The 23,032-nt window shown below is 61.3% G+C and carries 19 protein-coding genes; 10 read left to right on the top strand and 9 right to left on the bottom strand.

What is annotated here, in order from left to right:
- Positions 1-62: 62 nt before the first annotated feature.
- The 4 genes from CKW30_RS05400 to CKW30_RS05385 are packed head-to-tail and all read right to left on the bottom strand — an operon-like array spanning position 63 to position 3,495.
- Positions 63-548, bottom strand: a complete 486-nt coding sequence (locus CKW30_RS05400) for a flavin reductase family protein (RefSeq protein ID WP_095180200.1) — start codon at positions 546-548, stop codon at positions 63-65.
- Between the two features lie 12 nt (positions 549-560).
- Positions 561-2,042 carry an aldehyde dehydrogenase gene (locus tag CKW30_RS05395; RefSeq protein WP_056789392.1) on the bottom strand — a complete coding sequence of 494 codons (1,482 nt, stop codon included), beginning with the start codon at positions 2,040-2,042 and terminating at the stop codon, positions 561-563.
- Complete coding sequence (locus tag CKW30_RS05390) at positions 2,039-2,872, bottom strand: alpha/beta fold hydrolase (protein ID WP_071172700.1); 834 nt, start codon at positions 2,870-2,872, stop codon at positions 2,039-2,041. The genes CKW30_RS05395 and CKW30_RS05390 overlap by 4 nt, the downstream gene beginning before the upstream one ends.
- A gap of 32 nt (positions 2,873-2,904) precedes the next feature.
- On the bottom strand, positions 2,905-3,495 hold the full coding sequence (locus tag CKW30_RS05385; protein ID WP_007968626.1) for an amino acid synthesis family protein: 591 nt from the start codon (positions 3,493-3,495) through the stop codon (positions 2,905-2,907).
- 461 nt (positions 3,496-3,956) lie between these two features.
- Between CKW30_RS05385 and CKW30_RS05380 the strand changes: the two genes are divergently transcribed.
- Positions 3,957-5,000 carry a YCF48-related protein gene (locus tag CKW30_RS05380; RefSeq protein WP_056789409.1) on the top strand — a complete coding sequence of 348 codons (1,044 nt, stop codon included), beginning with the start codon at positions 3,957-3,959 and terminating at the stop codon, positions 4,998-5,000.
- Complete coding sequence (locus CKW30_RS05375; protein WP_042606775.1) at positions 4,997-7,381, top strand: RND family transporter; 2,385 nt, start codon at positions 4,997-4,999, stop codon at positions 7,379-7,381. Before CKW30_RS05380 ends, CKW30_RS05375 begins: the two co-directional genes overlap by 4 nt.
- 264 nt (positions 7,382-7,645) lie before the next feature.
- Here CKW30_RS05375 and CKW30_RS05370 read toward each other — a convergent pair whose 3' ends face one another.
- Together CKW30_RS05370 and CKW30_RS05365 are read right to left on the bottom strand one after the other, a co-directional pair.
- Positions 7,646-8,365 (bottom strand): FadR/GntR family transcriptional regulator, encoded by a 720-nt coding sequence (locus CKW30_RS05370; protein WP_024013185.1) that lies wholly within the window; start codon positions 8,363-8,365, stop codon positions 7,646-7,648.
- Positions 8,366-8,552: 187 nt separating this feature from the next.
- Positions 8,553-10,289, bottom strand: a complete 1,737-nt coding sequence (locus CKW30_RS05365; RefSeq protein WP_041480068.1) for an IlvD/Edd family dehydratase — start codon at positions 10,287-10,289, stop codon at positions 8,553-8,555.
- Between the two features lie 192 nt (positions 10,290-10,481).
- Here CKW30_RS05365 and CKW30_RS05360 point away from each other — a divergent pair, with 192 nt between their 5' ends.
- The 8 genes from CKW30_RS05360 to CKW30_RS05325 all read left to right on the top strand — a co-directional run bounded on the left by CKW30_RS05360 (position 10,482) and on the right by CKW30_RS05325 (position 17,432).
- Positions 10,482-11,804 (top strand): MFS transporter, encoded by a 1,323-nt coding sequence (locus CKW30_RS05360; RefSeq protein ID WP_095180199.1) that lies wholly within the window; start codon positions 10,482-10,484, stop codon positions 11,802-11,804.
- A gap of 144 nt (positions 11,805-11,948) precedes the next feature.
- A complete protein-coding gene (araD1, locus tag CKW30_RS05355; protein ID WP_095180198.1) occupies positions 11,949-12,941 on the top strand; it encodes an AraD1 family protein in 993 nt (330 codons plus the stop codon).
- A gap of 9 nt (positions 12,942-12,950) precedes the next feature.
- Positions 12,951-14,531, top strand: a complete 1,581-nt coding sequence (locus CKW30_RS05350) for an aldehyde dehydrogenase (NADP(+)) (protein ID WP_095180197.1) — start codon at positions 12,951-12,953, stop codon at positions 14,529-14,531.
- A gap of 206 nt (positions 14,532-14,737) precedes the next feature.
- Positions 14,738-15,049 carry a DUF5629 family protein gene (locus CKW30_RS05345; protein ID WP_056789420.1) on the top strand — a complete coding sequence of 104 codons (312 nt, stop codon included), beginning with the start codon at positions 14,738-14,740 and terminating at the stop codon, positions 15,047-15,049.
- A complete protein-coding gene (locus tag CKW30_RS05340; RefSeq protein WP_095180196.1) occupies positions 15,036-16,211 on the top strand; it encodes a lactonase family protein in 1,176 nt (391 codons plus the stop codon). The genes CKW30_RS05345 and CKW30_RS05340 overlap by 14 nt, the downstream gene beginning before the upstream one ends.
- Before the next feature lie 156 nt (positions 16,212-16,367).
- The gene (locus CKW30_RS05335) at positions 16,368-16,547 is read left to right on the top strand and encodes a hypothetical protein (RefSeq protein WP_016775003.1); all 180 of its coding nucleotides are present in this window, start codon (positions 16,368-16,370) and stop codon (positions 16,545-16,547) included.
- A 418-nt stretch (positions 16,548-16,965) separates the two neighbouring features.
- The gene (locus CKW30_RS05330) at positions 16,966-17,178 is read left to right on the top strand and encodes a hypothetical protein (protein ID WP_039763920.1); all 213 of its coding nucleotides are present in this window, start codon (positions 16,966-16,968) and stop codon (positions 17,176-17,178) included.
- Positions 17,175-17,432: a hypothetical protein gene (locus CKW30_RS05325; RefSeq protein ID WP_056789426.1), complete on the top strand. Its 258-nt coding sequence runs from the start codon at positions 17,175-17,177 to the stop codon at positions 17,430-17,432. Before CKW30_RS05330 ends, CKW30_RS05325 begins: the two co-directional genes overlap by 4 nt.
- Positions 17,433-17,541: 109 nt before the next feature.
- Here CKW30_RS05325 and CKW30_RS05320 read toward each other — a convergent pair whose 3' ends face one another.
- From CKW30_RS05320 to CKW30_RS05310, 3 genes are read right to left on the bottom strand one after another with little or no spacing between them, the layout of a single operon-like run.
- Positions 17,542-18,138: a glutathione S-transferase gene (locus tag CKW30_RS05320; RefSeq protein ID WP_095180195.1), complete on the bottom strand. Its 597-nt coding sequence runs from the start codon at positions 18,136-18,138 to the stop codon at positions 17,542-17,544.
- A complete protein-coding gene (locus CKW30_RS05315) occupies positions 18,135-21,776 on the bottom strand; it encodes an AAA family ATPase (RefSeq protein WP_095180194.1) in 3,642 nt (1,213 codons plus the stop codon). Before CKW30_RS05315 ends, CKW30_RS05320 begins: the two co-directional genes overlap by 4 nt.
- A complete protein-coding gene (locus tag CKW30_RS05310; RefSeq protein ID WP_095180193.1) occupies positions 21,773-23,017 on the bottom strand; it encodes an exonuclease SbcCD subunit D C-terminal domain-containing protein in 1,245 nt (414 codons plus the stop codon). The genes CKW30_RS05315 and CKW30_RS05310 overlap by 4 nt, the downstream gene beginning before the upstream one ends.
- Positions 23,018-23,032 lie beyond the last annotated feature (15 nt).

Here is a 23,032-nt window from a genome sequence, read left to right as displayed (position 1 = left end):
TTGAAAACAAGATCAAAAGATCGCAGCCTTCGGCAGCTCCTACAGGGATTTGTGTGAATTCGTCAGGCCAGAGTCGGCAACGGGCCGAGCTTGCCTTTGTGATAAATCATCGGCGTCACCGGTTGCTCGGGCAGGATCAGGTTCTTCACTGCGCCGACAATGATCGCGTGATCACCACCATCGTACTCACGCCACAACTCGCACTCGATGATCGCCGTCGCCTTGGCCAGAATCGGGTTACCGAGTTCGCTCAAATGCCACTCGATGCCCTTGGCCTTTTCCTTGCCCTTGCCGGCGAACGCGTAGGCTTCGGCGGTCTGCTCGGCGGAGAGCAAATGGATGGCGAATTTCTTGCTGTCGCGCAGTACCGGGTAGGTGTCGGACGCATAGTTGGGGCAGAACAGCACTAGCGCCGGGTCGATCGACAGCGCGCTGAACGCGCTGGCGGTGATACCGACGATGCCGCCGTCCGGGCCGAGGGTGGTGACCACCGTGACGCCGGACGGAAACGAGCTCATGACGTCTTTGTAAATGCCGGGTTCGATCATTTCGCAGGACTCCTAGCGCATCACAAACGGATCAGGCATTGGCGCCTGGGAGAGGTTGATCCACACCGTTTTCAGTTCGGTGTAGGCCAGCACCGAGTCGATGCCGCTTTCGCGTCCATAGCCACTGTTCTTGAAGCCGCCGATCGGCGCCATCGCCGACACTGCGCGGTAAGTGTTGACCCAGATAATCCCCGAGCGCACATCACGCGCCAGACGATGGGCGCGGCCGAGGTCACGGGTCCAGATGCCGGCGGCGAGGCCGAACTGCGAGTCGTTGGCGATCGCCAGCGCTTCGGCTTCGTCTTTGAAACGAATCACCGAAGCCACCGGGCCGAAGACTTCTTCCTGCATGATCTTCATCGAATTGCGGTCGCACTCGAATAGCGTCGGCTCGTAGAACCAGCCTTCACCGAGATCCGCCGGACGCTTGCCACCGGTGCGCAAACGCGCGCCTTCGGCGATCGCATCGGCGACCAGACCTTCGACCACCGCCAGTTGCTGCGCGGTGGCCATCGGCCCCATTTCACTGTTGTCTTCCTGTGGGTTGCCGATGCGGATGCGCTGGGCGCGCTCGACCAGACGATTGACGAATTCGTCGTAGATTTCGTCCTGCACCAGCAAGCGCGAACCGGACACGCAACTCTGCCCGGACGCTGCGTAGATCCCGGCAATCGCGCCGTTGATCGCGCTGTCGAGATCGGCGTCGGCAAAAATGATGTTCGGCGACTTGCCGCCCAGCTCCAGCGACAGCTTGGCGAAGTTCTCGGCGCTGCTGCGCACCACATGCCGTGCCGTCGCCGCGCCGCCGGTGAAGGCGATCTTGCGGATCAGTGGATGGCGGGTGAGGGCGGCGCCGGTGCTCGGGCCGTAACCGGTGACGACGTTGACCACGCCCGGCGGAATCCCGGCTTCAAGGGCCAGACGCGCCAGCTCGAGAATGGTCGCCGAGGCGTGCTCGGACGGCTTGATCACAATCGTGTTGCCGGCGGCGAGGGCCGGGGCCAGTTTGATCGCGGTCAGGTACAGCGGGCTGTTCCATGGAATGATCGCGGCAACCACACCCATGGCTTCGTGCACGGTGTAGGCAAACAGGTCAGGCTTGTCCAGCGGCAGGGTGCCGCCTTCAAGCTTGTCGGCGAGGCCTGCGGTGTAGTGGAAGAACTCCGGCAGATAGCTGACCTGGCCACGGGTTTCGCGGATCAGCTTGCCGTTGTCGCGGCTTTCCAGCTGCGCCAGGTGTTCCTTGTTTTCTGCGATCAGATCACCGAGGCGGCGCAGCAGTTTGCCGCGCGCAGTGGCGGTGAGGCCGCGCCACGCCGGGCTGTCAAAAGCAGTTTGCGCTGCTTGCACGGCGCGTTCGACGTCCGCTTCATCGGCGTCGGGCAATTGCGCCCAGGCTTGCGCGGAGGCCGGGTTGAGGCTTTCGAAGGTCTTGCCGGAGAGGGCGTCGACCCAGTCTCCGCCGATGCACATCTGGAAGCGTGCGAGTGTCATGCAACGATCCCCTTTATATGGTTTTGTCGGGCGTGTGCGAATTGGAGAAATTCCAGCAGCATCTGATTGACCAGACGCGGCGACTCTACCGGCATCATATGCCGTTGCTCGGGCAGCACGGCAACCTTCGCGCCGGGGATGCGTCGGGCCAGTTGCTCGGCCATTTCCGGCGTCGAGCCAGGGTCGAGCTCGCCAGTGGCGATCAGTGTCGGCGCCTGAATGCTGCTCAGGTCGTCGGCGCGATACATGTCCTGGGTGGCAAACAATTCATAAGTGGTCAGGTAACCCTGCGGATCGTTGTTGGCCAGGGTCTGGCGCAACGCGGCGATCTGCGCCGGGTTGGCCGCCTGATATTCACGGCTGAACCAGCGTGACAGGGCGGCTTCGGCGTTGGCGTCCGGGCCATGTTCGGCAGCCTGCGCAGTGCGCGCGATGACACCGGCACGCTGTTCTTCGCTGCGGTTGAACACACTGTTCAACACCACCAGGCTTTGCAGGCGCTCCGGGTAGTGCAGGGCGAAGGCCCGCGCGACCAGACCGCCCATGGAGAAACCGATCACCGCTGCCTGGGGCAGATTGAGGTGATCGAGCAGCTCGAGCAACTGATCGGCGTAACCGAGCAGGTCGGTGCCGCTGGCCGGGCGCGGGCTGGCGCCGTGGCCGAGCATGTCGTAGGCGATCACCTGATACTGGCTGGCGAGGCCGACAATCTGCCCGCCCCACATTTCTTTGTTCAGGCCCACGCCGTGGATCAAGACCACGGGCTGGCCTTGGCCGGTCGCCAGGTAACTGGTGCCAGCCGGGGTGAGTTCAGCGGTGAGCCGAATCATGGAGCGCTCCTGCAATGCCTTTCTTGTTGTGATTACTGGGCTTTTTCGGCGGCCAGTTCTTCCAGATCGATGTAGCGGTTGCCGATACGCGGGTGCAGGCGGCCACCGTCGGCGCAACCCAGCACGACGACGATTTCGTCGGCACGCGGCGCGTCTTCGATCTGCATTTCCAGAGTGATGTAGTGCGAACGCAGGCCTTCGTCGTCCTTGTGCATCATCGGGATCTGAATCGACGTACCCGGACCGCCGCGCTTGTTGGTAAAGCTCAGGTAGCTCTTGGCTTTCACCGCTTCGCGATAGTGGTTGCCGAAGCGCAGCGTATGGATCACGGCGGAGGCGTGTTCGATCTCGCCGTCAGCGCCGACCACGGCGGCTTTGCCGTAAGCCTCGATCTTCTCGGCGCCACCAATGATGCCGACCAGACGCTCGACCATCATGGCGCCGAGGTCGGAGCAGTTGGCGCGGATCTGCGGCTTGAGGTCTTCGACAAAACCATTGCCCACCCACGGGTTCTTCATCACCACGGCGAGGCCGACCATGGTCACCGGCTTGTCAGTAGCCTTGCCGCCTTCAATGAAGGTTTCTTCGACATAGCTGACGATCTTGCGAATTTCGAAACTCATGAGCTGCTCCGTTGGGGGATTGAGAGTGTCTGTGCGTCTGATGGTATACCATAATACCGATCCTGCAAGTCCCCTCCGCAACAATTGCGTCATCCATCCTACGAATGGCTGCGCATTCACCCTTTGTCGCAAAACCAACCATCACTACAAACCCTGTGGGAGCGAGCCTGCTCGCGAAAGCGGTGGGTCAGCCAATAGACAGGGTGACTGATGCACCGCATTCGCGAGCAGGCTCGCTCCCACAGGGAAAATGATGGGTTACAGAGAGCCGCTTTCGGTTAACAAAAGATAACGCGGCGCCGATTGTCAGACATTTGCAAAGCCCGATAGGATGAGCCAGCTTCCGAAGGGGCTCTGGATTGCGGGTTTCAGGACTATGCTTCTGATCTGCCACTAGCCGAGCACCCTTGCGGCGCCCTTGAAGGCCCGATGGCCCAACAATAATAAATAGGGGAAGGTCTATGAGTCGTTGCCGCCCGCCGGCGTTACGCAACACCGCGTTGCTGGCCACAGCACTCTCGCTGCTGGGCTTTGCCACGTTATCGGCACCTGTGATTGCCGCCGAGGCCCCGGCTGACGTGGTCTATGCCACCGAATCGGCCAAGGCCGCAAAAAGCCTGATTCTTGATGTCGTCCACGCTGGCGCGCGTCTTGTCGCGGTCGGCGATCGCGGGCACATCGTCTATTCCGATGACCAGGGCAAAACCTGGACCCAGGCCAAGGTGCCGACCCGGCAACTGCTCACTGCCGTGTATTTCGTCGATGACAAAAACGGCTGGGCCGTGGGCCACGACGCACAGATTCTCGCCAGCGCAGACGGCGGTCTGACCTGGACCAAACAATTCGAAGACCTCGCACGCGAATCGCCGCTGCTCGACGTCTGGTTCAAGGACGCCAGCAGCGGCTTTGCCGTGGGCGCCTACGGCACGCTGCTGGAAACCTCCGACGGCGGCAAGCACTGGGAAGACGTCAGCGATCGCCTCGACAACGAAGACCAGTTCCACCTCAACGCCATCGCCGCCGTGAAAGACGCCGGGCTGTTCATCGTCGGCGAGTCCGGCAGCATGTTCCGCTCCGCCGATGACGGCCAGACCTGGGAAAAGCTCGAAGGCCCGTACGAAGGTTCGCTGTTCGGCGTGATCGGCACGGCGCAGCCGCAGACCCTGCTGGCGTACGGCTTGCGCGGCAATCTTTATCGCTCCACTGATTTCGGCAGCACCTGGGAGCAGGTCGAACTCAAAGCTGCACGCGGTGCGCTGGAGTTCGGTCTGTCTGGCGGCACGCTGCTCGAAGACGGCTCGATCGTGATCGTCGGTAACGGCGGTTCGGTGATCAGCAGCAGCGACAACGGCGAAACCTTCAGCGTGTTCAACCGTCCGGATCGCATTTCGCTGTCGTCGGTTACCGCCGCTGGCAACGGCAACCTGATTCTGACCGGGCAGGGTGGTTTGCACATCACCCAGCCAAACGGTGCCGAGACCAATAACAAGAAGGCGGGGCTATGACTTCCTTGATCACTCCTCAGCAGGAAAAGGCGACGGTTCTCGAGCGCCTGATCTTCAACAACCGTCCGGCCGTGATCCTGATCTGCCTGGTGGTGAGTATTTTCCTGTTCTGGCAGGCCACGCTGATTCGGCCGTCGACCAGTTTTGAAAAAATGATCCCGCTGCAGCATCCCTTCATCGAAAAGATGATGGAGCACCGCAACGATCTGGCGAACTTGGGCAACACCGTACGTATTTCGGTGGAAGCCACCGACGGTGACATCTTCTCCAAGGAGTACATGGAGACCCTGCGCCAGATCAACGACGAAGTGTTCTACATTTCCGGCGTCGACCGTTCCGGGCTCAAATCGCTGTGGAGCCCGAGCGTACGCTGGACCGAAGTGACCGAAGAGGGTTTCGCCGGCGGTGAAGTGATTCCGCAGAGCTACAACGGTTCCCAGGACAGCCTCGATCTGCTGCGCAACAACGTGCTCAAGTCCGGCCAGGTCGGGCGTCTGGTGGCCAACGACTTCAAGTCGAGCATCGTCGACATCCCGCTGCTGGAGGCCTATCCGGACCCCCAGGATCAGGGCAAGTTGCTGGCGCTGGACTATCGCCAGTTCTCCCATGAGCTCGAAGACAAGATCCGCAACAAGTTCGAAGCGCAGAACCCCAACATCAAGATCCATATTGTCGGTTTCGCCAAGAAGGTCGGCGACCTGATCGACGGTCTGGTGATGGTGGTGCTGTTCTTCGGTGTCGCCTTCGTCATCACCCTGATTCTGCTGCTGTGGTTCACTAACTGCCTGCGCAGCACCATCGCGGTGTTGAGCACGACGCTGGTGGCGGTGGTCTGGCAGCTCGGGTTGATGCACTTCTTCGGCTTCGGGCTCGACCCGTATTCGATGCTGGTGCCGTTCCTGATTTTCGCCATCGGCATTTCCCACGGCGTGCAGAAGATCAACGGTATCGCCCTGCAATCCAGCGAGGCTGACAACGCGCTGACCGCTGCTCGGCGCACCTTCCGCCAGTTGTTCCTGCCGGGGATGATCGCGATTCTGGCCGATGCGGTGGGCTTCATTACCCTGCTGATCATCGACATCGGGGTGATCCGTGAACTGGCCATCGGCGCGTCCATTGGTGTTGCGGTGATCGTGTTCACCAACCTGATCCTGCTGCCGGTGGCGATTTCCTATGTCGGCATCAGCAAGCGCGCGATTGCCAAGAGCAAGAAGGACGCCAACCGCGAGCACCCGTTCTGGCGCCTGCTGTCGAACTTCGCCAGCCCGAAAGTCGCGCCGATTTCGGTCGCACTGGCGCTGATCGCCTTCGGCGGCGGCCTCTGGTACAGCCAGAACCTGAAGATCGGCGACCTCGACCAGGGCGCGCCGGAACTGCGTCCGGACTCGCGTTACAACAAGGACAATAACTTCATCATCAGCAACTACTCGACCAGTTCCGACGTGCTGGTGGTGATGGTCAAGACCAAGGCCGAAGGCTGCTCGCGCTACGAAGCCATGGCGCCGATCGATCAGCTGATGTGGAAGATGCAGAACACCGAGGGCGTGCAGTCGGCGATCTCGCTGGTGACCGTGTCCAAGCAGATGATCAAGGGCATGAACGAGGGCAACCTGAAATGGGAAACCCTGTCGCGCAACCCGGACGTACTGAACAACTCGATCGCCCGCGCCGATGGCCTGTACAACAACAGCTGCTCGCTGGCACCGGTACTGGTGTTCCTCAACGACCACAAGGCCGAAACCCTCGACCGTGCGGTGCAAGCGGTGCAGGAGTTTGCCAAGGAAAACAACAAGGACGGCCTGGAATTCATCCTTGCTGCCGGTAACGCCGGGATCGAAGCGGCCACCAACGAAGTCATCAAACAGGCTGAGCTGACCATTCTGATCCTGGTGTACATCTGCGTGGCGGTGATGTGCATGATCACCTTCCGCTCATGGGCGGCAACCCTGTGCATCGTCCTGCCGCTGGTGCTCACCTCGGTGCTCGGCAACGCGCTGATGGCGTTCATGGGCATCGGCGTGAAAGTCGCGACGCTGCCGGTGGTGGCGTTGGGCGTGGGGATTGGCGTGGATTACGGCATCTACATCTACAGCCGCCTGGAAAGTTTCCTGCGTGCCGGGCTGCCGTTGCAGGAAGCCTATTACCAGACGCTGAAGTCGACCGGTAAAGCGGTGCTGTTCACCGGCCTGTGCCTGGCGATCGGCGTGTGCACCTGGATCTTCTCGGCGATCAAGTTCCAGGCCGACATGGGCCTGATGCTGACCTTCATGCTGCTGTGGAACATGTTCGGCGCGCTGTGGCTGCTGCCGGCGCTGGCCAAGTTCCTGATCAAGCCGGAGAAGCTGGCGGGGCAGAAGGGCAATTCGCTGTTTGCCCACTGATCTGAAGGCCTGAAACGACAAAGCCGCAACCTTGAGGGGTTGCGGCTTTTTTTGTGAATCAAGATCAAGAGCCCCTCACCCTAGCCCTCTCCCGGAGGGAGAGGGGACTGACCGAGGGGTGCGGCTAGATATATCGGCCTGAAATACCGAGTCGGTTATGGATTCACAGCAGAACGTTCAAGTCGGCGTAAATCTCAAATATTCCCCAATCGGTCCCCTCTACCTCTGGGAGAGGGCTAGGGTGAGGGCAAGCGGTCTCAAGCCCTAAGAAAGCTCAGCACCCAGCACCACACTCAACGCACTGCGCGCATCATCCAGCTGCACCAGCGTCGCATGCCGGGCACCCAGGGCATCGCGGTTCTCGATCGCGGTCAGAATCGCCTTGTGTCGCGGCAACGCCAGTTCATGCAGATTCGGCCGTTGATTGGAATGCTTCAACGCCTCGGCAATCGCTACCGCCAACATGTTGCACAGGTTCGCCAGCAGGTCGTTGTGCGTCGCGTCGGCGATGCGGCTGTGGAAGTCCAGGTCCGGCTGCAACAGCGCTTCCGGAGTCGGCGCGGCTTCCATGCGTTGGTAGGCTTCGTTGATCGCGGCGATGTCGGCATCGGTTGCATGCTGAGCGGCGAGGGCGGCGGCTGCCGGTTCGATGATGCTGCGCACGCTGGTCAGCACGTTGAAGAATTCATTCTGCGGACTGCTCTGCATCAGCCAGTGCAGCACGTCCGGGTCGAGCATGTGCCATTCGCGGCGCGCCTTGACCACGGTGCCGACGCGGGGTTTGGAATACACCAGACCCTTGGCCACCAGCACCCGCGTCGCTTCGCGCAATACCGGGCGACTGACCGCGTACTCCTCGCAAAGCAGGGCTTCGGCGGGCAGTTTGTCGTCGGGCAAAAAGCGTCCGGAGACGATCTGCATGCCCAGTTCCTGGACGATGCGCGAGTGCATGCTTTTACGGTCGGAAGGTTTGCGGTAATCCATGGGGAGTGGCGCGATCCTGAGCGATGGAGATGCCGCGCATCATAGCAGGCACGGCACAGATTTGAGGCGATACGCAAAAGCAACTGTGGGAGCGAGCCTGCTCGCGAAGGCGGCATATCAGTCAAATAGATGTCGACTGACACTCCCTCTTCGCGAGCAGGCTCGCTCCCACAGGGGAATTGCGCTGTTAGTGAGAGTGGCGCGGAACCTCGGCACCTCGGCAACCAACCAGGAAGTCAAAGTCGCAACCCTGATCCGCCTGCAGGACGTGATCGATGTACAGTTGACGATAACCGCCCACCAGCAACTGCTGCGGTGCTTGCAGATCGGCCATGCGTGCCGCCAGTTCAGCATCCGGAATGTCCAGATGCAGACGGCCGCTGGCGCAATCGAGTTCGATCCAGTCGCCTTCCTTTACTGCCGCCAAAGGCCCGCCCGCTGCCGCTTCCGGCGCGACGTGCAGAACCACCGTGCCGTAAGCGGTGCCGCTCATCCGTGCATCGGAAATGCGCACCATGTCCGTCACGCCTTGCGCCAACAGCTTGGCCGGCAGGCCCATGTTGCCGACTTCAGCCATGCCCGGATAACCCTTCGGCCCGCAGTTCTTCATCACCAGAATCGAATCCTTATCGACGTCCAGCTCCGGATCGTTGATCCGCGCCTTGTACATGTCGAAGTTCTCGAACACCACGGCGCGACCGCGATGCTGCATCAGTTCAGCGCTAGCGGCGGACGGCTTGAGCACCGCGCCCAACGGCGCCAGATTGCCGCGCAACACACAGATGCCGCCGTCAGCGCGAATCGGATTGTCGAGGGTGCGGATCACTTGGTCTTCGCCGTAGATCGGCGCGTCCTTGGTGTTCTCGCCGATGGACTTGCCATTGACGGTCAGTGCGTTCGGGTTGGGGATCAGATTGGCTTCGCCGAGGCGACGCAGCACCGCTGGCAAACCACCGGCGTAGTAGAACTCTTCCATCAGGAAACGCCCGGACGGTTGCAGGTCGACGATGGTCGGCATGCCGCGACCGATGCGCGTCCAGTCGTCCAGGTCCAGCTCGACGCCGATGCGCCCGGCGATGGCTTTCAAGTGGATCACGGCGTTGGTCGAACCACCAATGGCGGCGTTGACGCGAATGGCGTTTTCAAAGGCTTCCTTGGTGAGGATCTTCGACAGTTTCAGGTCTTCACGCACCATCTCCACCGCACGCATGCCGGACATGTGCGCCAGCACATAACGGCGCGCATCTACGGCCGGAATCGCGGCGTTGTGCGGCAGCGAAGTGCCCAGCGCTTCAGCCATGCACGCCATGGTCGACGCAGTGCCCATGGTGTTGCAGGTGCCCGCCGAACGCGACATGCCGCCCTCGGCCGCGAGGAAGTCATCGATGGTGATGGTGCCGGCCTTGACCTGTTCGCTAAGCTGCCAGACCACGGTGCCGGAACCGATGTCCTTGCCTTTGTGCTTGCCGTTGAGCATCGGCCCGCCGGTGACGACGATGGCCGGCACGTCGCAACTGGCCGCGCCCATCAGCAGTGCTGGAGTGGTTTTGTCGCAACCGGTGAGCAGCACTACGCCGTCGATCGGGTTGCCGCGAATCGCTTCTTCAACGTCCATGCTCGCCAGGTTGCGGGTGAGCATGGCGGTCGGGCGCAGGTTCGATTCGCCGTTGGAGAACACCGGAAACTCCACCGGAAAACCACCAGCCTCGATCACCCCGCGTTTGACGTGCTCCGCGATCTGGCGGAAGTGCGCGTTGCACGGGGTCAGTTCCGACCAGGTATTGCAGATGCCGATGATCGGCTTGCCGTGGAACTGATGGTCGGCGATGCCCTGATTCTTCATCCAGCTGCGGTACATGAAGCCGTTCTTGTCGGCCGTGCCAAACCATTGGGCGGAGCGCAGGGTGGGTTTCTTATCAGACATGATCGATTCTCTTATTGTAAGACTATTGTTTGCGAGCTGACGCTTAATCTAAGCTCAAAATCCGCGCTTTGGAAGTGTTGTTGGGTAATTAGTATTACTATATAGTCGTTTTCGACGGAGGGGTGGCCCTGGCTGTTTTGGCGAGAGGCGTCCCCCGAGGTTCTATAAAAACAACAATCGGAGACCGATCTCATGAGCCAGGAATTGCGGCTTGTCCGGCGCATCACACTGAAACTGATTCCCTTCCTGATCCTGCTGTACCTGATCGCCTATGTGGATCGCTCCGCCGTCGGCTTCGCCAAGCTGCACATGGGCGCGGACATCGGTATCGGCGACGCCGCCTATGGCCTCGGTGCCGGGCTGTTCTTCATTGGTTACTTTCTTTTAGAGATTCCCAGCAACCTGATGCTCGAACGCTTCGGCGCACGACGCTGGTTCGCGCGGATCATGATCACCTGGGGCGCGATCACCATCGGCATGGCCTTCGTGCAAGGGCCGCACAGCTTCTACGTGATGCGCTTTCTGCTCGGCGCGGCCGAGGCGGGCTTCTTCCCCGGTGTGCTGTACTACATCACCCAATGGTTCCCGGTGCGCCATCGCGGCAAGATCCTCGGCCTGTTCATCCTCTCGCAACCCATCGCGATGATGATCACCGGTCCCGTGTCCGGCGGTTTGCTGGGCATGGACGGCATCCTTGGTCTGCATGGCTGGCAGTGGCTGTTCATCGTCATCGGCACCCCGGCGATCCTGCTGACCTGGCCGGTGCTGCGCTGGCTGCCGGACGGCCCGCAGCAAGTGAAGTGGATGGATCAGGCGGAAAAAGACTGGCTGACCGGCGAACTGAAAAAGGACTTGCAGGAATACGGCCAGACCCGTCACGGCAATCCGCTGCATGCGCTGAAAGACAAACGTGTGTTGTTGCTGGCGCTGTTCTATCTGCCGGTGACCCTGAGCATTTATGGTCTGGGCCTGTGGCTGCCGACGTTGATCAAACAGTTCGGCGGCAGCGATCTGGTCACCGGGTTCGTCTCTTCGGTGCCATACATTTTCGGGATCATCGGCCTGCTGATCATTCCGCGCAGTTCCGACCGCTTGAATGATCGCTACGGCCACTTGGCGGTGCTCTATGTGCTCGGTGCGCTGGGCCTGTTCCTCAGTGCCTGGCTGTCGCTGCCGGTGGCGCAACTGGCGGCGCTGTGTCTGGTGGCGTTCGCGTTGTTCTCATGCACCGCGGTGTTCTGGACTTTGCCCGGACGCTTTTTTGCCGGTGCGAGTGCCGCGGCGGGGATTGCCTTGATCAACTCGGTGGGCAATCTGGGCGGGTATATCGGGCCGTTCGTGATCGGCGCGTTGAAGGAATACACCGGCAATCTGGCTTCGGGGTTGTACTTCCTCTCGGGCGTGATGGTGTTCGGGCTGATTCTGACCGGCGTCGTTTACCGCGTGCTGGAACGCAAGCATGTGCTGCCCGTCGACCAGTTCGCCGCCAGCGCCCGTGGCGCGACCCGCATCTGACTGACAACACTGGCCCCTGTGGGAGCGAGCCTGCTCGCGAAGAGGCCATCACATTCAACACTGCTGGTGACCGGTACACCGCTTTCGCGAGCAGGCTCGCTCCCACAGGGGATAGCGGCGTTTTTGATGGAACAGGAGAAAATCATGCATCTGGTTCAATTCGAATTACCCAACGGCGAGCGCCGGGTCGGCGTGGTCGACAACGGTCAGGTCCGCGAAGTCGAGGACGCCCGCAGTCTCCGTGATCTGGCCCTGGCGGCAATCGAGGCCGGTAGCTCCCTTGAGCAGCAAGTGCAAAGCCTCGGCCTCGGTGCCAGCCACGACTACGCGCAGTTGCTCAAAGACCTGCGCATCCTGCCGCCACTGGATCACCCGGACCCGGCACACATGCTGGTCAGCGGTACTGGTCTGACCCATCTGGGCAGTGCTTCGGCGCGGGACAAGATGCACCAGCAGGCCGGCGATGAAGCGGCGATGACCGACACCATGCGCATTTTCAAATGGGGCGTGGAGGGCGGTAAACCAGCGGCGGGGCAGGCCGGTGTGCAACCGGAGTGGTTCTACAAGGGCGACGGCAGCATTGTCGTGCGTCCGGGGCAGGCGTTCCCGCTGCCGCCGTTCGCCGAAGACGCCGGTGAAGAGCCAGAGATGGCCGGCCTGTATGTCATCGGCAACGATGGCAAGCCGTATCGCCTCGGTTTCGCGGTGGGCAACGAGTTCTCCGACCACGTCATGGAGCGCAAGAATTACCTGTACCTGGCGCACTCGAAATTGCGCAGTTGCAGTTATGGCCCGGAACTTCGTACCGGTGAATTGCCTCAACACCTTGCCGGCACCAGCCGAATCCTGCGTGACGGCGAAGTGCTCTGGCAGAACGAGTTCCTCAGTGGCGAGGCCAACATGTGCCACAGCCTGGCGAACCTTGAGTACCACCACTTCAAATACAGTCAGTTCCTGCGTCCGGGCGACGTGCATATTCACTTTTTCGGCACTGCGACCCTGTCGTTTGCCGACGGCATCCGCACCCAGCCGGGCGACACGTTCGAGATCAGCCAGGCCGACTTCGGCGCTGCGCTGGTCAACGGTATCGCACCGGTTCAGGCGGCTTTTGAACCGGACAGCATCGGCACCCTTTAAGGAGATCCCATGACTCAGATTCTCGGTCACAACTACATCGGCGGTCAGCGCAGCGCCGCCGGCAGCGTCAAACTGCACTCGGTCGACGCCAGCACGGGCGAGGCCCTGCCGCACGATTTCATTCAGGCCACGGCCGAAGAAGTCGACGCCGCCGCCAAGGCCGCCGCTGCGGCTTACCCGACGTATCGCAGCCTCAGCGCCGAACGTCGCGCGCAGTTCCTCGACGCAGTCGCGGATGAGCTGGATGCGCTTGGCGACGATTTCGTCGCCGTGGTCTGCCGCGAAACCGCGCTGCCGGCCGGACGCATTCAGGGCGAGCGTGGTCGCACCAGCGGGCAGATGCGTCTGTTCGCCAAAGTCCTGCGTCGCGGTGATTTCTACGGCGCACGGATCGATCTGGCACTGCCGGATCGTCAGCCGCTGCCACGTCCGGATCTGCGTCAGTACCGCATCGGCCTCGGCCCGGTCGCGGTGTTTGGTGCGAGCAACTTCCCGCTGGCGTTCTCCACTGCCGGTGGCGATACCGCAGCAGCGCTGGCCGCCGGTTGCCCGGTAGTGTTCAAGGCCCACAGCGGCCACATGGCCACCGCTGAATTGGTCGCCGACGCGATCATTCGTGCCGCAGAAAAAACCGGTATGCCCGCTGGCGTGTTCAACATGATCTACGGTGGTGGCGTCGGCGAATGGCTGGTCAAGCACCCGGCGATTCAGGCCGTTGGTTTCACCGGTTCGCTGAAGGGCGGTCGCGCTTTGTGCGACATGGCCGCTGCACGTCCGCAACCGATCCCGGTGTTCGCCGAGATGTCGAGCATCAACCCGGTGATCGTGCTGCCGCAGGCACTGGCTGCGCGTTCGGAAACCGTCGCGCGCGACCTCACCGCTTCGGTGGTGCAGGGTTGCGGTCAGTTCTGCACCAACCCGGGTCTGGTGATCGGTATTCGCTCTGCGCAGTTCAGCGCGTTTGTAGAGCAAGTCGCCGCTGCGATCGGTGATCAACCGGCGCAAACCATGCTCAACGCCGGCACCCTCGGCAGCTACGGTAAAGGCCTGGAAAAGCTCCTGGCGCACAGCGGCATTGAGCATCTGGCCGGTAATCCGCAGCAGGGCAATCAGGCGCAGCCGCAGTTGTTCAAGGCCGATGTCAGCCTGTTGATCAACGGCGACGAAGTGCTACAGGAAGAAGTGTTCGGTCCGACCACAGTAATCGTCGAAGTGGCCGATCAGGCACAACTGAGCGCAGCGCTGCACGGCCTGCACGGTCAACTGACCGCGACGATCATTGGTGAGCCGTCTGACTTCGAGCAATTCGCCGAACTGACGCCGCTGCTGGAACAGAAAGTCGGGCGCATCCTGCTCAACGGTTATCCGACTGGTGTCGAAGTGTGCGATTCGATGGTGCATGGCGGCCCGTACCCGGCGACGTCCGATGCGCGCGGCACGTCAGTGGGCACGCTGGCGATCGATCGCTTCCTGCGCCCGGTGTGCTTCCAGAACTACCCGGACAGCTTGCTGCCCGAACCACTGAAAAACGCCAACCCGCTGCGGATTCAGCGCCTGGTGGATGGCAAGCCATCGCGTGAGGCGATCTAGCCAACACCGCGATTTTTTGTGTTGATCGTTCCCACGCTCTGCGTGGGAATGCAGCCCGGGACGCTCTGCGTCGCACTGGAACGCGGAGCGTCCCTTGAGGCATCCCCACGCGGAGCGTGGGAACGATCAGACAGAGGTTCCAGCAGGGGCCTCTGGATCACATTGGGCTATCATTGGCCCTTTCCCCCCTAGAAAGACTGTTTGCCATGACTGCCCAAACCCTTCTCAACGCCCTCGAACACTGCGATATGGTCGAAATCGATGGCCTGCACGCCTTCGAATTCGCCCTCGACGAGGACGATAACCTGCACATCGAATGCATTGATGGCCGTGCAGCCAAGCACTGGGAATTCACCCCGGCGCAGGTCGCGCAAGCGACGTTCGATGAGACGCTGCAGAGCTGGCTGATCGTCGGTTACGCCAGCGACACCAAGACCACGGGCGAGCATCGTCTGGTGTGCCTCGGCGACGTAGTCAGCAGCAGCGACGATGAGGATGACAATAATGAAGATGCGTAATTTCTGGCCTTTGCTGATGGCCGGCAGCGTCGGCGCGATGGGGCTTTCCAGCGCCAGCGCCGACACCTTGCAGTTGCTGGTCGGCTCGTACACCGCCGGTTCCAGCCAGGGCATCTACCGCATGCAGTTCGACAGCGCCACCGGCCAGATCGACGCCAAGCCGCTGCAAGTGGTCAAGACCGAAAACCCGTCCTGGCTGACCCTCTCGAAAGACCAGAAACGCCTGTTCGTGGTCAACGAAAACGGCCCGGGCCAGACCGATCCGGTCGGCCGCGTCAGCAGCTTCGCCATTGACCCGAAGACCCATGCGCTGAGCCTGATCAATCAGGTGCAGAGCCTGGGCAACGAGCCGACCCATTCCAGCCTCAGCGCCGATGCCAAACACCTGTTCGTCAGCAACTACTCAGTGATGCAAGATCCGGGCGGCACCCTGGCGGTATTGCCGGTCGATGCCGACGGCCAGTTGAAACCGGTGGTGCAGATGAGCGGCCACCCGGCCAGTCGGGTCAACCCTGAGCGTCAGGCTTCCAATCATGTGCACTCGACGGTGTCGTCGCCGGACGGGCGCTATGTGTTCTCCAATGATTTGGGCGCGGACAAGGTTTTCATCTATCAGTACGACCCGAAGGCCAATCCACACCTGCCGCTGACCCCGGCAAAAACCGCCTCGGTAGCCTTGCCGGCCGGCAGTGGCCCGCGTCATCTGCTGTTCAGCGCTGACGGCAAACACGCCTGGCTGACCATGGAGATGAGTGCACAGGTCGCGGTGTTCGACTACAAGGACGGCGTACTGACCCAGACGCAACTGGTCGATCTGGCGGCGGGCCAGCCAACCTCGGACAAGGCCGGCGCGGCGCTGCATGCCTCGGCTGACGGCAAGTTTCTCTACGTGAGCAATCGCGGCACGGCCAATCAGCTCGTAGTGTTCGGCATTGATTCTGCGACCGGTCAGCTCAAAGAGCTGCAAAAGCGCTCGGTCGAGGGTGATCACCCGCGCGAGTTTGCCCTCGATCCGAGCGGTAAATTCGTCTTGATCGCCAACCAGAAGAGCAACCAGATTGTCGTCGTCGAGCGCGATGCCAAGACGGGTCTGCTCGGTAAAACCGTGCAAAAACTGCCGATGGACGCGCCAAGCGATCTGAAGTTTGTAGTGCGACAATAAGCCACAGGCCCCGGTCTGCGGGGCCTGCATCGTTGTATTAATTGCACTGATATCGGCTAATGCTACAAAAGATTTCAAGCGAGCAACCCTCGAGCGTTACGTTTGTTTCACAGCCCGACCGGGCAAACCAAGCAAACGAACACGAGGGTTACCGCCATGAATTTCAATCTCTTCTCCGTCATCGCCGCTTCCGCCATTTCTGCCACCGTGGTATTGCCAGCCGGTGCCAACGTCGAAATCGCCAGCAAAAAATCCCACACCCAGAGCTACACCCAGAAATACCTGCAACAAAGCGCCAACTTCTACGCCGCGCTGGATCACAAAACCCAAGCCTGAAATTCCCGTCTCCTTGTAGGAGCTGCCGAAGGCTGCGATCTTGATCGTTCCCACGTGGAGCGTGGGAACGATCAAACAAGAGATCGCATCCTTCGGCAGCTCCTACGCGCGAGCGTCACCTGATCGTTCCCACGCTCTGCGTGGGAACGCAGCCCGGGACGCTCTGCGTCCCATTGGAACGCGGAGCGTCCCTTGAGGCATTCCCACGCGGAGCGTGGGAACGATCAATCAGAAGATCGCAGCCTTCGGCAGCTCCTACGCGCGTACGCGTTCTCCACTCATAGGTTTTCTCTCGCGGGCAAATAGAGCCGCTAAATAATCAACGAAGCTGATATTCACCATTGCAAACCCTGAGTGGTTGCTTCGGCTTTTTTGATTGATTCTGTGGCCATCGAAACCTTTGCCCACGGAGAACACCATGGCCAGCGCAATCCTCACTTCCGCCAAACGCGGCGCCTACCTGGCCATCGGTCTGTACCTGGCCGTGGTGCTGTTTGTCAGCATCGGCGCACAAATGGAACACAGCTTCGACGCCCCGATCGACGTCGCCCACCCCGGCATCCAGTTCGAACTGCGCTCGCAAAGCGCGATGGTCGACAGGGCCGAACTCGCAGGAGTCGGCGGCGCATGAAAGGCTACAGACTCTGGGTCATCGCCAGCCTCGCGCTGATGACCAACGGCGCCTCACTGTTGGGATTTGGCCAAGGCTCGGTGGGCGGCTTGGCCCGGGCCATAGAGGCCAACCACAACATCGCCCACAACATTGAAAGAGCCAACACGCTGGGGTTGATGGCCGGCAATCCACCGGTCAAGGTCGCGCTGGATTTTCTCGGGCCGTTTGAAGTGGATTGCATGGCGCTGGGCATGTGCCAAGCACTGGCCTAATGATCGTTCCCACGCTCTGCGTGGGAATGCCTCAAGGGACGCTCCGCGTTCCACTGGGACGCAGAGCGATTCCCACGCGGAGCGTGGGAACGATCAAAGGGACAGAGGGTTATTTTTTCATGATTGAGGTGAACAGGTCGGATTCGAGGAAACGCTGCAACCACACCTGCAAGCGAACATAAGGCGTCTGCGCGAACCACTCGCGATCAACGTGAGCGAACTGCCGGACGAAGGGCAGCAGGGCGATGTCGGCGAGGCTCGGATGATCGGCCAGCAAGTACTCACGTCCTTCAAGCAGCTCATCCAGTTTCTGCAGAAATAACGCACCTTCAGCCCGATAAGCTTCCATCGGCTGCTCAGGGTAACGCTCGGCGTACTTGTAGCGATTCAAAGCCGATTTGAAAATCTGATCATTGCCTTCAATCAGTTTCTCCATCCACAGTGCCGCGAACGAATCACCGGCCAGCAACCAATCATCCGGATCATTCTGCGCCAACGCCCAGCACATGATCTGCAGACTCTCATCGATCACCACGCCATCGGCATTCAGCACCGGCACGGTGCCCTTGGGCGAGAGCGCCAGCATCTGCGCCGGTTTGTCCTTGAGACTGACTTCGACAATCTCCACCGGCACGCCCGCATAACGCAACGCCATTCGCGCACGCATGGCGTAAGGGCAGCGGCGGAAGGAATACAGCGTGTTCATTTCACCTCCAGCGTGCTCAAACCATTGCCTTGGCGCCGCACCTGAATCTGCACCGGAATCCGCTCGTGCATTTCCTGCACGTGGGAAATCACCGCCACCTTGCGTCCCTGTGCCTGCAAGCCATCGAGCGCGTCCATGGCCAGTTGCAAGGATTCCGGATCAAGGCTGCCGAAACCTTCGTCGATAAACAGCGATTCGATTTTCAGCGTGCTCGACGCCATCGAGGCCAGACCCAGCGCAAGGGCGAGTGATACGAGGAACGTCTCGCCGCCCGACAACGAATGCACCGAGCGCAGTTCGTCGCCCATTTCCGTGTCCATCACCAGCAGGCCGAGCATGCTGCCGCCACGTTTGAGGCGATAGCGTTTGACCAGTTGGCGCAGCTGCGCGTTGGCGTGGTGCACCAGCAGGTCGAGGTTGTACGCCTGGGCGATCTTGCGGAAGGTGTCACCGGTGGCCGAGCCAATCAAGGCACTGAGTCGCGCCCAGCGTTGATACTCGGCGTAGGCGTCAGCGATCTGCCGGGCCAACGCCTGATTGGCGTTCTGTCGGCGCTGGTCTTCCGCCTGTTCGGCGCGCAGTTCGGCGCACTGCTGTTCGCTGACGGCGAACTGGTTTTGCAGCTCAGCGAGGGCGCTGTCCAGTTGTGCGGCCTCGAGCTTGCCGTCCTGCCGGGCCTGGTGATCGAGCAGGCGCTGATCGCGCTCTTGCAACAAGACCTGGGCTTGTTCGATGGCTTTTTCGTTGTGCTGAAGGGTCTGGCGCAGTTCGGCGACTTGCGCGTCGTCGAAGCGCAGCAAGTTTTCCAGGCCGCTGTCATCCAGTTCCGGGTGGCTGGCGCGCCAATCGGCGATCTTGCCGGCGAGTGCCTGTTCTTCAGCCTCCAATGCTTGCAGGCGATCCTGCTGAGACTTGAGTTCGGCTGCGGTCTGCACCAGCTGCGTGCGCACGCTTTGCAGCTCCTCAGCGGTGCTGGTTTCGGCGACGCGCGCCTGTTCCACCGCGTGTTCCAGCTGCTGCTGCCAATGCTCGGCGCTGCTGTGCTCGCCAAGTAACTGCGCGAGTTTTTCCTGACAGCTTTGCTGCTGCTCGGTCAGCGCGGTGAATTGTTGCTCGGCGCTGTGCAGTTGCTGAGTGCGCAGCTGTTGGCGATCCTGTTCTTTCTCCAACGTCTGCTGGCGTTGCTGCTGTTCGCTCAGCTCTTCCTTTTGCTGTTCGAGCTGGGCCAGACGCTCGGCGATCTGCCGATCCAGCTGCATGAACGTTGCCGCCGGCTCAAGGCGCAAGGCCTCAAGCGTGTCGGCGGGCAGCAGCGGGCCAAACGCGGCGAGTTCTTCTTCAAGACGCTGACGGTCGCTGTTGAGTTCATGCTGCTGATGGCTCAGCTGTTGCGTCGCTTGCTGGTGAGCCACTTCGGCCTGACGCAATTGTTGCGACAAGCGCGCCGCGTCCTGTTGCAAGGTGAGCAGGGCGCTTTGCCGTTGTTCGTCTTGAGTGATGCTCTGGTTCAACTGCTCGGTCTGGCGGCTGAGCCAGGCGTCGCGTTTGTCGGCGTTCTGATTGAACAGTTGCGCGGCCAGCGGATGCGCGTCGAGGCTCGGGGCCAGGGCTTGTTGTTGCGCCGCCAGTTGTTCCTGTTGCTGGAGCAATTCTTTCTGTTGCGCGATCACGCCACCGACTTCGCCGCGCAGCTCGATCAGTTTTTCCTTGAGCTGATCGACCACTTGCTGGGCGTTGGCCTGTTCGCTTTCATCGTGACGGCCAAGGCTCTGCAACAGCGCTTCGGGCTGGTGATAGGGATGCTCGTTGCTGCCGCAGACCGGGCAGGGCTGATCGTCCTGCAACTGCGCGCGCAACTCTTCGACACTGGCACTGCGCGCCAGCCGCTGACGCTCGAGCAGTTCGCGAGTGACATTGAGGGTCTGCTCGGCGACGGTCAGTTCGGCCTTGGTTTTCACACCGTCCTGGGTCAAGCGTTCGCGTTGCTGCTGCGCGTCGAGCTGACGTTGTTGCAACTCGGCGCTGCGCTTGTCGAGATCCTGCTGAGACGCCCACAGGCGCGACAGGTCTTCAACTGCGCGCAGCTGTTTGCGGTTGTCCTGCAGCAAAGTGCCGAGCAGGCCGATCTGTTCCGCAACCGCGTCGGGCTCGGCGCCGGCCTCTTTGAACAGCACTTCCAGTTGCTGCTTGTGCGAGGCCAGTTGCTCAGCACTGCGCGCGGCGTTCTGTTCGAGGGACGCCAGTTCGCTCTGGCCCTTGTTCATGCGGTTGCCGATCAGCATCAGCTGTTGCAGACGGTCGCGATAGGCGCTCCAGGCATCGCTCAACGGCGCCAGATGCGCACTCTGCTCAAGCTCGGTGGCGATGCGTTGCAAACGCTCGGCGACCTCAGCCTGTTTTTCCTGCAAGGCCTGAATCGCGCTCTGGCCATCCTTGAACGCTTGCTCGGCGGTTTGTCGGGCTTCGGCGCTGCTGGCAGTGTCCTTGATCAGACGGGCGAGGGTGCTTTGCTCTTCGAATGCCTGACGCAGCAACGGCGCGTTTTCGCTCTGGCGTTGTTGTGCTTCGCTGAGGGCGACTTTTGCTGTATCGAGGTTTTGCGCCAGTTGCGTCTGGCGTTCGCCCAACGCGGCGTGTTGTTGGGTGTGCGCGGCAATCTGCGTCGTCAGTGGCGTCAGCAGCGCATCAAGCTCGGCCTTGCGCGCGAACTGATGGCGTTGCGGGCCAAGCTGTTCCAGACGCGTCAGCTTCACCCGCTCGCCGGCCAGTGCCTGCCATTGCTGTTGCGCGGTTTGCAGTTGTTCGCTGGCGGCTTTTTGCGCGTCCTGCAACTGACGCAAATCCTTCAGCCAACCGTGTTGTTGCTCAAGCTGTTTGAGCTGCGCCTGTTGCGCCTTCATATGTTGCTGCGCGGTGTTGAAACGCTCGTCGAGTTCGGCGCGCGCTTCCGGCGCCAAAGGCGTTACCCCGGTAGCCTGATCCTGCAACAGCTTGTGCGCTTCGCGGGCTTCTTTGGTCTTGTCGAAAGCGCGGCGGCCGAGGCGGGTGTAGAGCGCGGTGTCTGTGAGTTTTTCCAGCAGTTCACTGCGGTCGTTGTCGTCAGCCTTGAGGAACGCGCTGAACTCACTCTGCGCCAGCAGCACAGCGCGGGTGAACTGTTCAAAGTTCAGGCCCAGCGCGGCTTCCAGCTGGGTTTTGTATTCGCCTTTCTGGCTGGCGAGCAGTTGATCCTGATCGATGTCGCGCAGGCTCTGCCGACTGGCCTGGAGTTTGCCACCAGCCTTCTCGCGAGCACGATTGGCTTCCCAGCGCGCGCGATAGCGGCGGCCATCGACGCCGACAAAATCCACTTCGGCATAGCCTTCACCGGTGCCGCGTCGCAGCAAGGTGCGCGGGTCACCAGTGGCGATTTCACCGTCAGCGTCGGGGACTTTCGCATCGCGACCGGTGTTGTTCAGGCGCGGCACGGCGCCGAACAGCGCCAGACACAACGCATCAAGCAGCGTGCTCTTGCCAGCGCCGGTCGGGCCGGTGATCGCAAAAAGACCAGCGCTGGCCAGCGGTTCGGCGGTGAAATCGATCTCGAACGGACCGGCCAGCGAGGCGAGGTTCTTCAAACGAATGGCGAGAATCTTCACGGCTGCTCGCCCTCCAGTTGCACGTCCTGCAGAAGTTCGGCGAAGTCCTTGAGCGTCTGGTCGTCGACCTCGCTGCCGTAATTGTCGAGCCAGGCGCGGCTGAACAGTTCCTGCGGGGTGAGCTGGTCGAGTTCGATCAGTGTGCTGCCGTCATCGCTGCCATCGGCGCCACGATTGCCGGCGTATTCAGCGGCGATGCGCACCAGTCGCACGGCTTTGCCTTGCAGTGCGGTTTCCACTTGATGGCGCAGATCCGGCTGCGGCTCATCCAGACGCACGCGCACTTCGAGCCAGGGCTGGCGCTGGGTTTCGGCGAGCAGATCGATGTTCGGCAGGTCGGCCAGTTGCAGCAGAATCTCGGCCAGCGGCGCCGGGCCGATGCGCTGCAGATTGACCGAGCGCGGGATCAGTTTCGGCTCGACGCTGACCAGGGTTTCACCGTCCAGGACCACATCGAGAATCTGATGCTGATAACCGATTTCGGAGAACGACAGCGGAATCGGCGAGCCGCTGTAGCGAATGCGCTCCTCGCCGTTGACCTTCTGCGGCTTGTGCAAATGGCCGAGGGCGACGTAACTGATGCTTTCGCCGAACAGGCTGGCGGGCAGCGCTTCGGCATTGCCGATGATCAGGCTGCGTTCGGAATCCTCCGACACAGAGCCCCCGGCCATGTGCGCGTGGCTGATAGCGATCAACGCCTGCCCGGGTTGACGCTTGGCATTCGCCGCCGCGATCAGCCATTCATGCACCTGACCGATGCCGCGCAGATAGTTGTCACCCAGATGCGCGCCAGTGACTTCCGCCGGGCGCAAAAACGGCAGCGCCAGACACCACGCGGCGATTTCTCCTTGGGCATTCGGCAGCGGCAGCAGCAGGCGCTCGGCATCGAGTTGCCCGTCATCCAGCCACAAGACCCGACCCAACGCGTGAGTGCGCAAACGCCGCATCAACGGCGCCGGCAGCTCGATCCGCGAGCCGGAATCATGGTTGCCGGCGATCATCACGATGGTCAGCAACGGCTGCTGTTCGTGAGCGCTGACGATGAAGTCGTAAAGGCGTTCCTGAGCTTTGACTGGCGGATTGACCGTATCGAAGATATCGCCGGCAATCAGCAGCACATCCGGCTGCGCCAAGTGCAACTGGCGCAGCAGCCATTCGAGAAAACACGCGTGCTCGAAATCGCGCTCCTGGCCGTGCAGGTTTTGCCCAAGGTGCCAGTCGGAGGTGTGGAACAAACGCAAGGTGGACTCCGCATT

The sequence above is a fragment of the Pseudomonas sp. Irchel 3F6 genome, assembly GCF_900187595.1.
Classification (GTDB): Bacteria; Pseudomonadota; Gammaproteobacteria; order Pseudomonadales; family Pseudomonadaceae; genus Aquipseudomonas; species Aquipseudomonas siliginis.
The sequence above is the reverse complement of the archived record's forward strand: the minus strand, read 5'-3'. Positions and strand labels throughout refer to the sequence as shown.

Excerpts from the sequence above, each read along its gene's own strand:
- CKW30_RS05400 (WP_095180200.1), bottom strand. The coding sequence starts at position 548 with ATGATCGAACCCGGCATTTACAAAGACGTCATGAGCTCGTTTCCGTCC.
- CKW30_RS05395 (WP_056789392.1), bottom strand. The coding sequence starts at position 2,042 with ATGACACTCGCACGCTTCCAGATGTGCATCGGCGGAGACTGGGTCGAC.
- CKW30_RS05390 (WP_071172700.1), bottom strand. The coding sequence starts at position 2,872 with ATGATTCGGCTCACCGCTGAACTCACCCCGGCTGGCACCAGTTACCTG.
- CKW30_RS05385 (WP_007968626.1), bottom strand. The coding sequence starts at position 3,495 with ATGAGTTTCGAAATTCGCAAGATCGTCAGCTATGTCGAAGAAACCTTC.
- CKW30_RS05380 (WP_056789409.1), top strand. The coding sequence starts at position 3,957 with ATGAGTCGTTGCCGCCCGCCGGCGTTACGCAACACCGCGTTGCTGGCC.
- CKW30_RS05375 (WP_042606775.1), top strand. The coding sequence starts at position 4,997 with ATGACTTCCTTGATCACTCCTCAGCAGGAAAAGGCGACGGTTCTCGAG.
- CKW30_RS05370 (WP_024013185.1), bottom strand. The coding sequence starts at position 8,365 with ATGGATTACCGCAAACCTTCCGACCGTAAAAGCATGCACTCGCGCATC.
- CKW30_RS05365 (WP_041480068.1), bottom strand. The coding sequence starts at position 10,289 with ATGTCTGATAAGAAACCCACCCTGCGCTCCGCCCAATGGTTTGGCACG.
- CKW30_RS05360 (WP_095180199.1), top strand. The coding sequence starts at position 10,482 with ATGAGCCAGGAATTGCGGCTTGTCCGGCGCATCACACTGAAACTGATT.
- araD1 (WP_095180198.1), top strand. The coding sequence starts at position 11,949 with ATGCATCTGGTTCAATTCGAATTACCCAACGGCGAGCGCCGGGTCGGC.
- CKW30_RS05350 (WP_095180197.1), top strand. The coding sequence starts at position 12,951 with ATGACTCAGATTCTCGGTCACAACTACATCGGCGGTCAGCGCAGCGCC.
- CKW30_RS05345 (WP_056789420.1), top strand. The coding sequence starts at position 14,738 with ATGACTGCCCAAACCCTTCTCAACGCCCTCGAACACTGCGATATGGTC.
- CKW30_RS05340 (WP_095180196.1), top strand. The coding sequence starts at position 15,036 with ATGAAGATGCGTAATTTCTGGCCTTTGCTGATGGCCGGCAGCGTCGGC.
- CKW30_RS05335 (WP_016775003.1), top strand. The coding sequence starts at position 16,368 with ATGAATTTCAATCTCTTCTCCGTCATCGCCGCTTCCGCCATTTCTGCC.
- CKW30_RS05330 (WP_039763920.1), top strand. The coding sequence starts at position 16,966 with ATGGCCAGCGCAATCCTCACTTCCGCCAAACGCGGCGCCTACCTGGCC.
- CKW30_RS05325 (WP_056789426.1), top strand. The coding sequence starts at position 17,175 with ATGAAAGGCTACAGACTCTGGGTCATCGCCAGCCTCGCGCTGATGACC.
- CKW30_RS05320 (WP_095180195.1), bottom strand. The coding sequence starts at position 18,138 with ATGAACACGCTGTATTCCTTCCGCCGCTGCCCTTACGCCATGCGTGCG.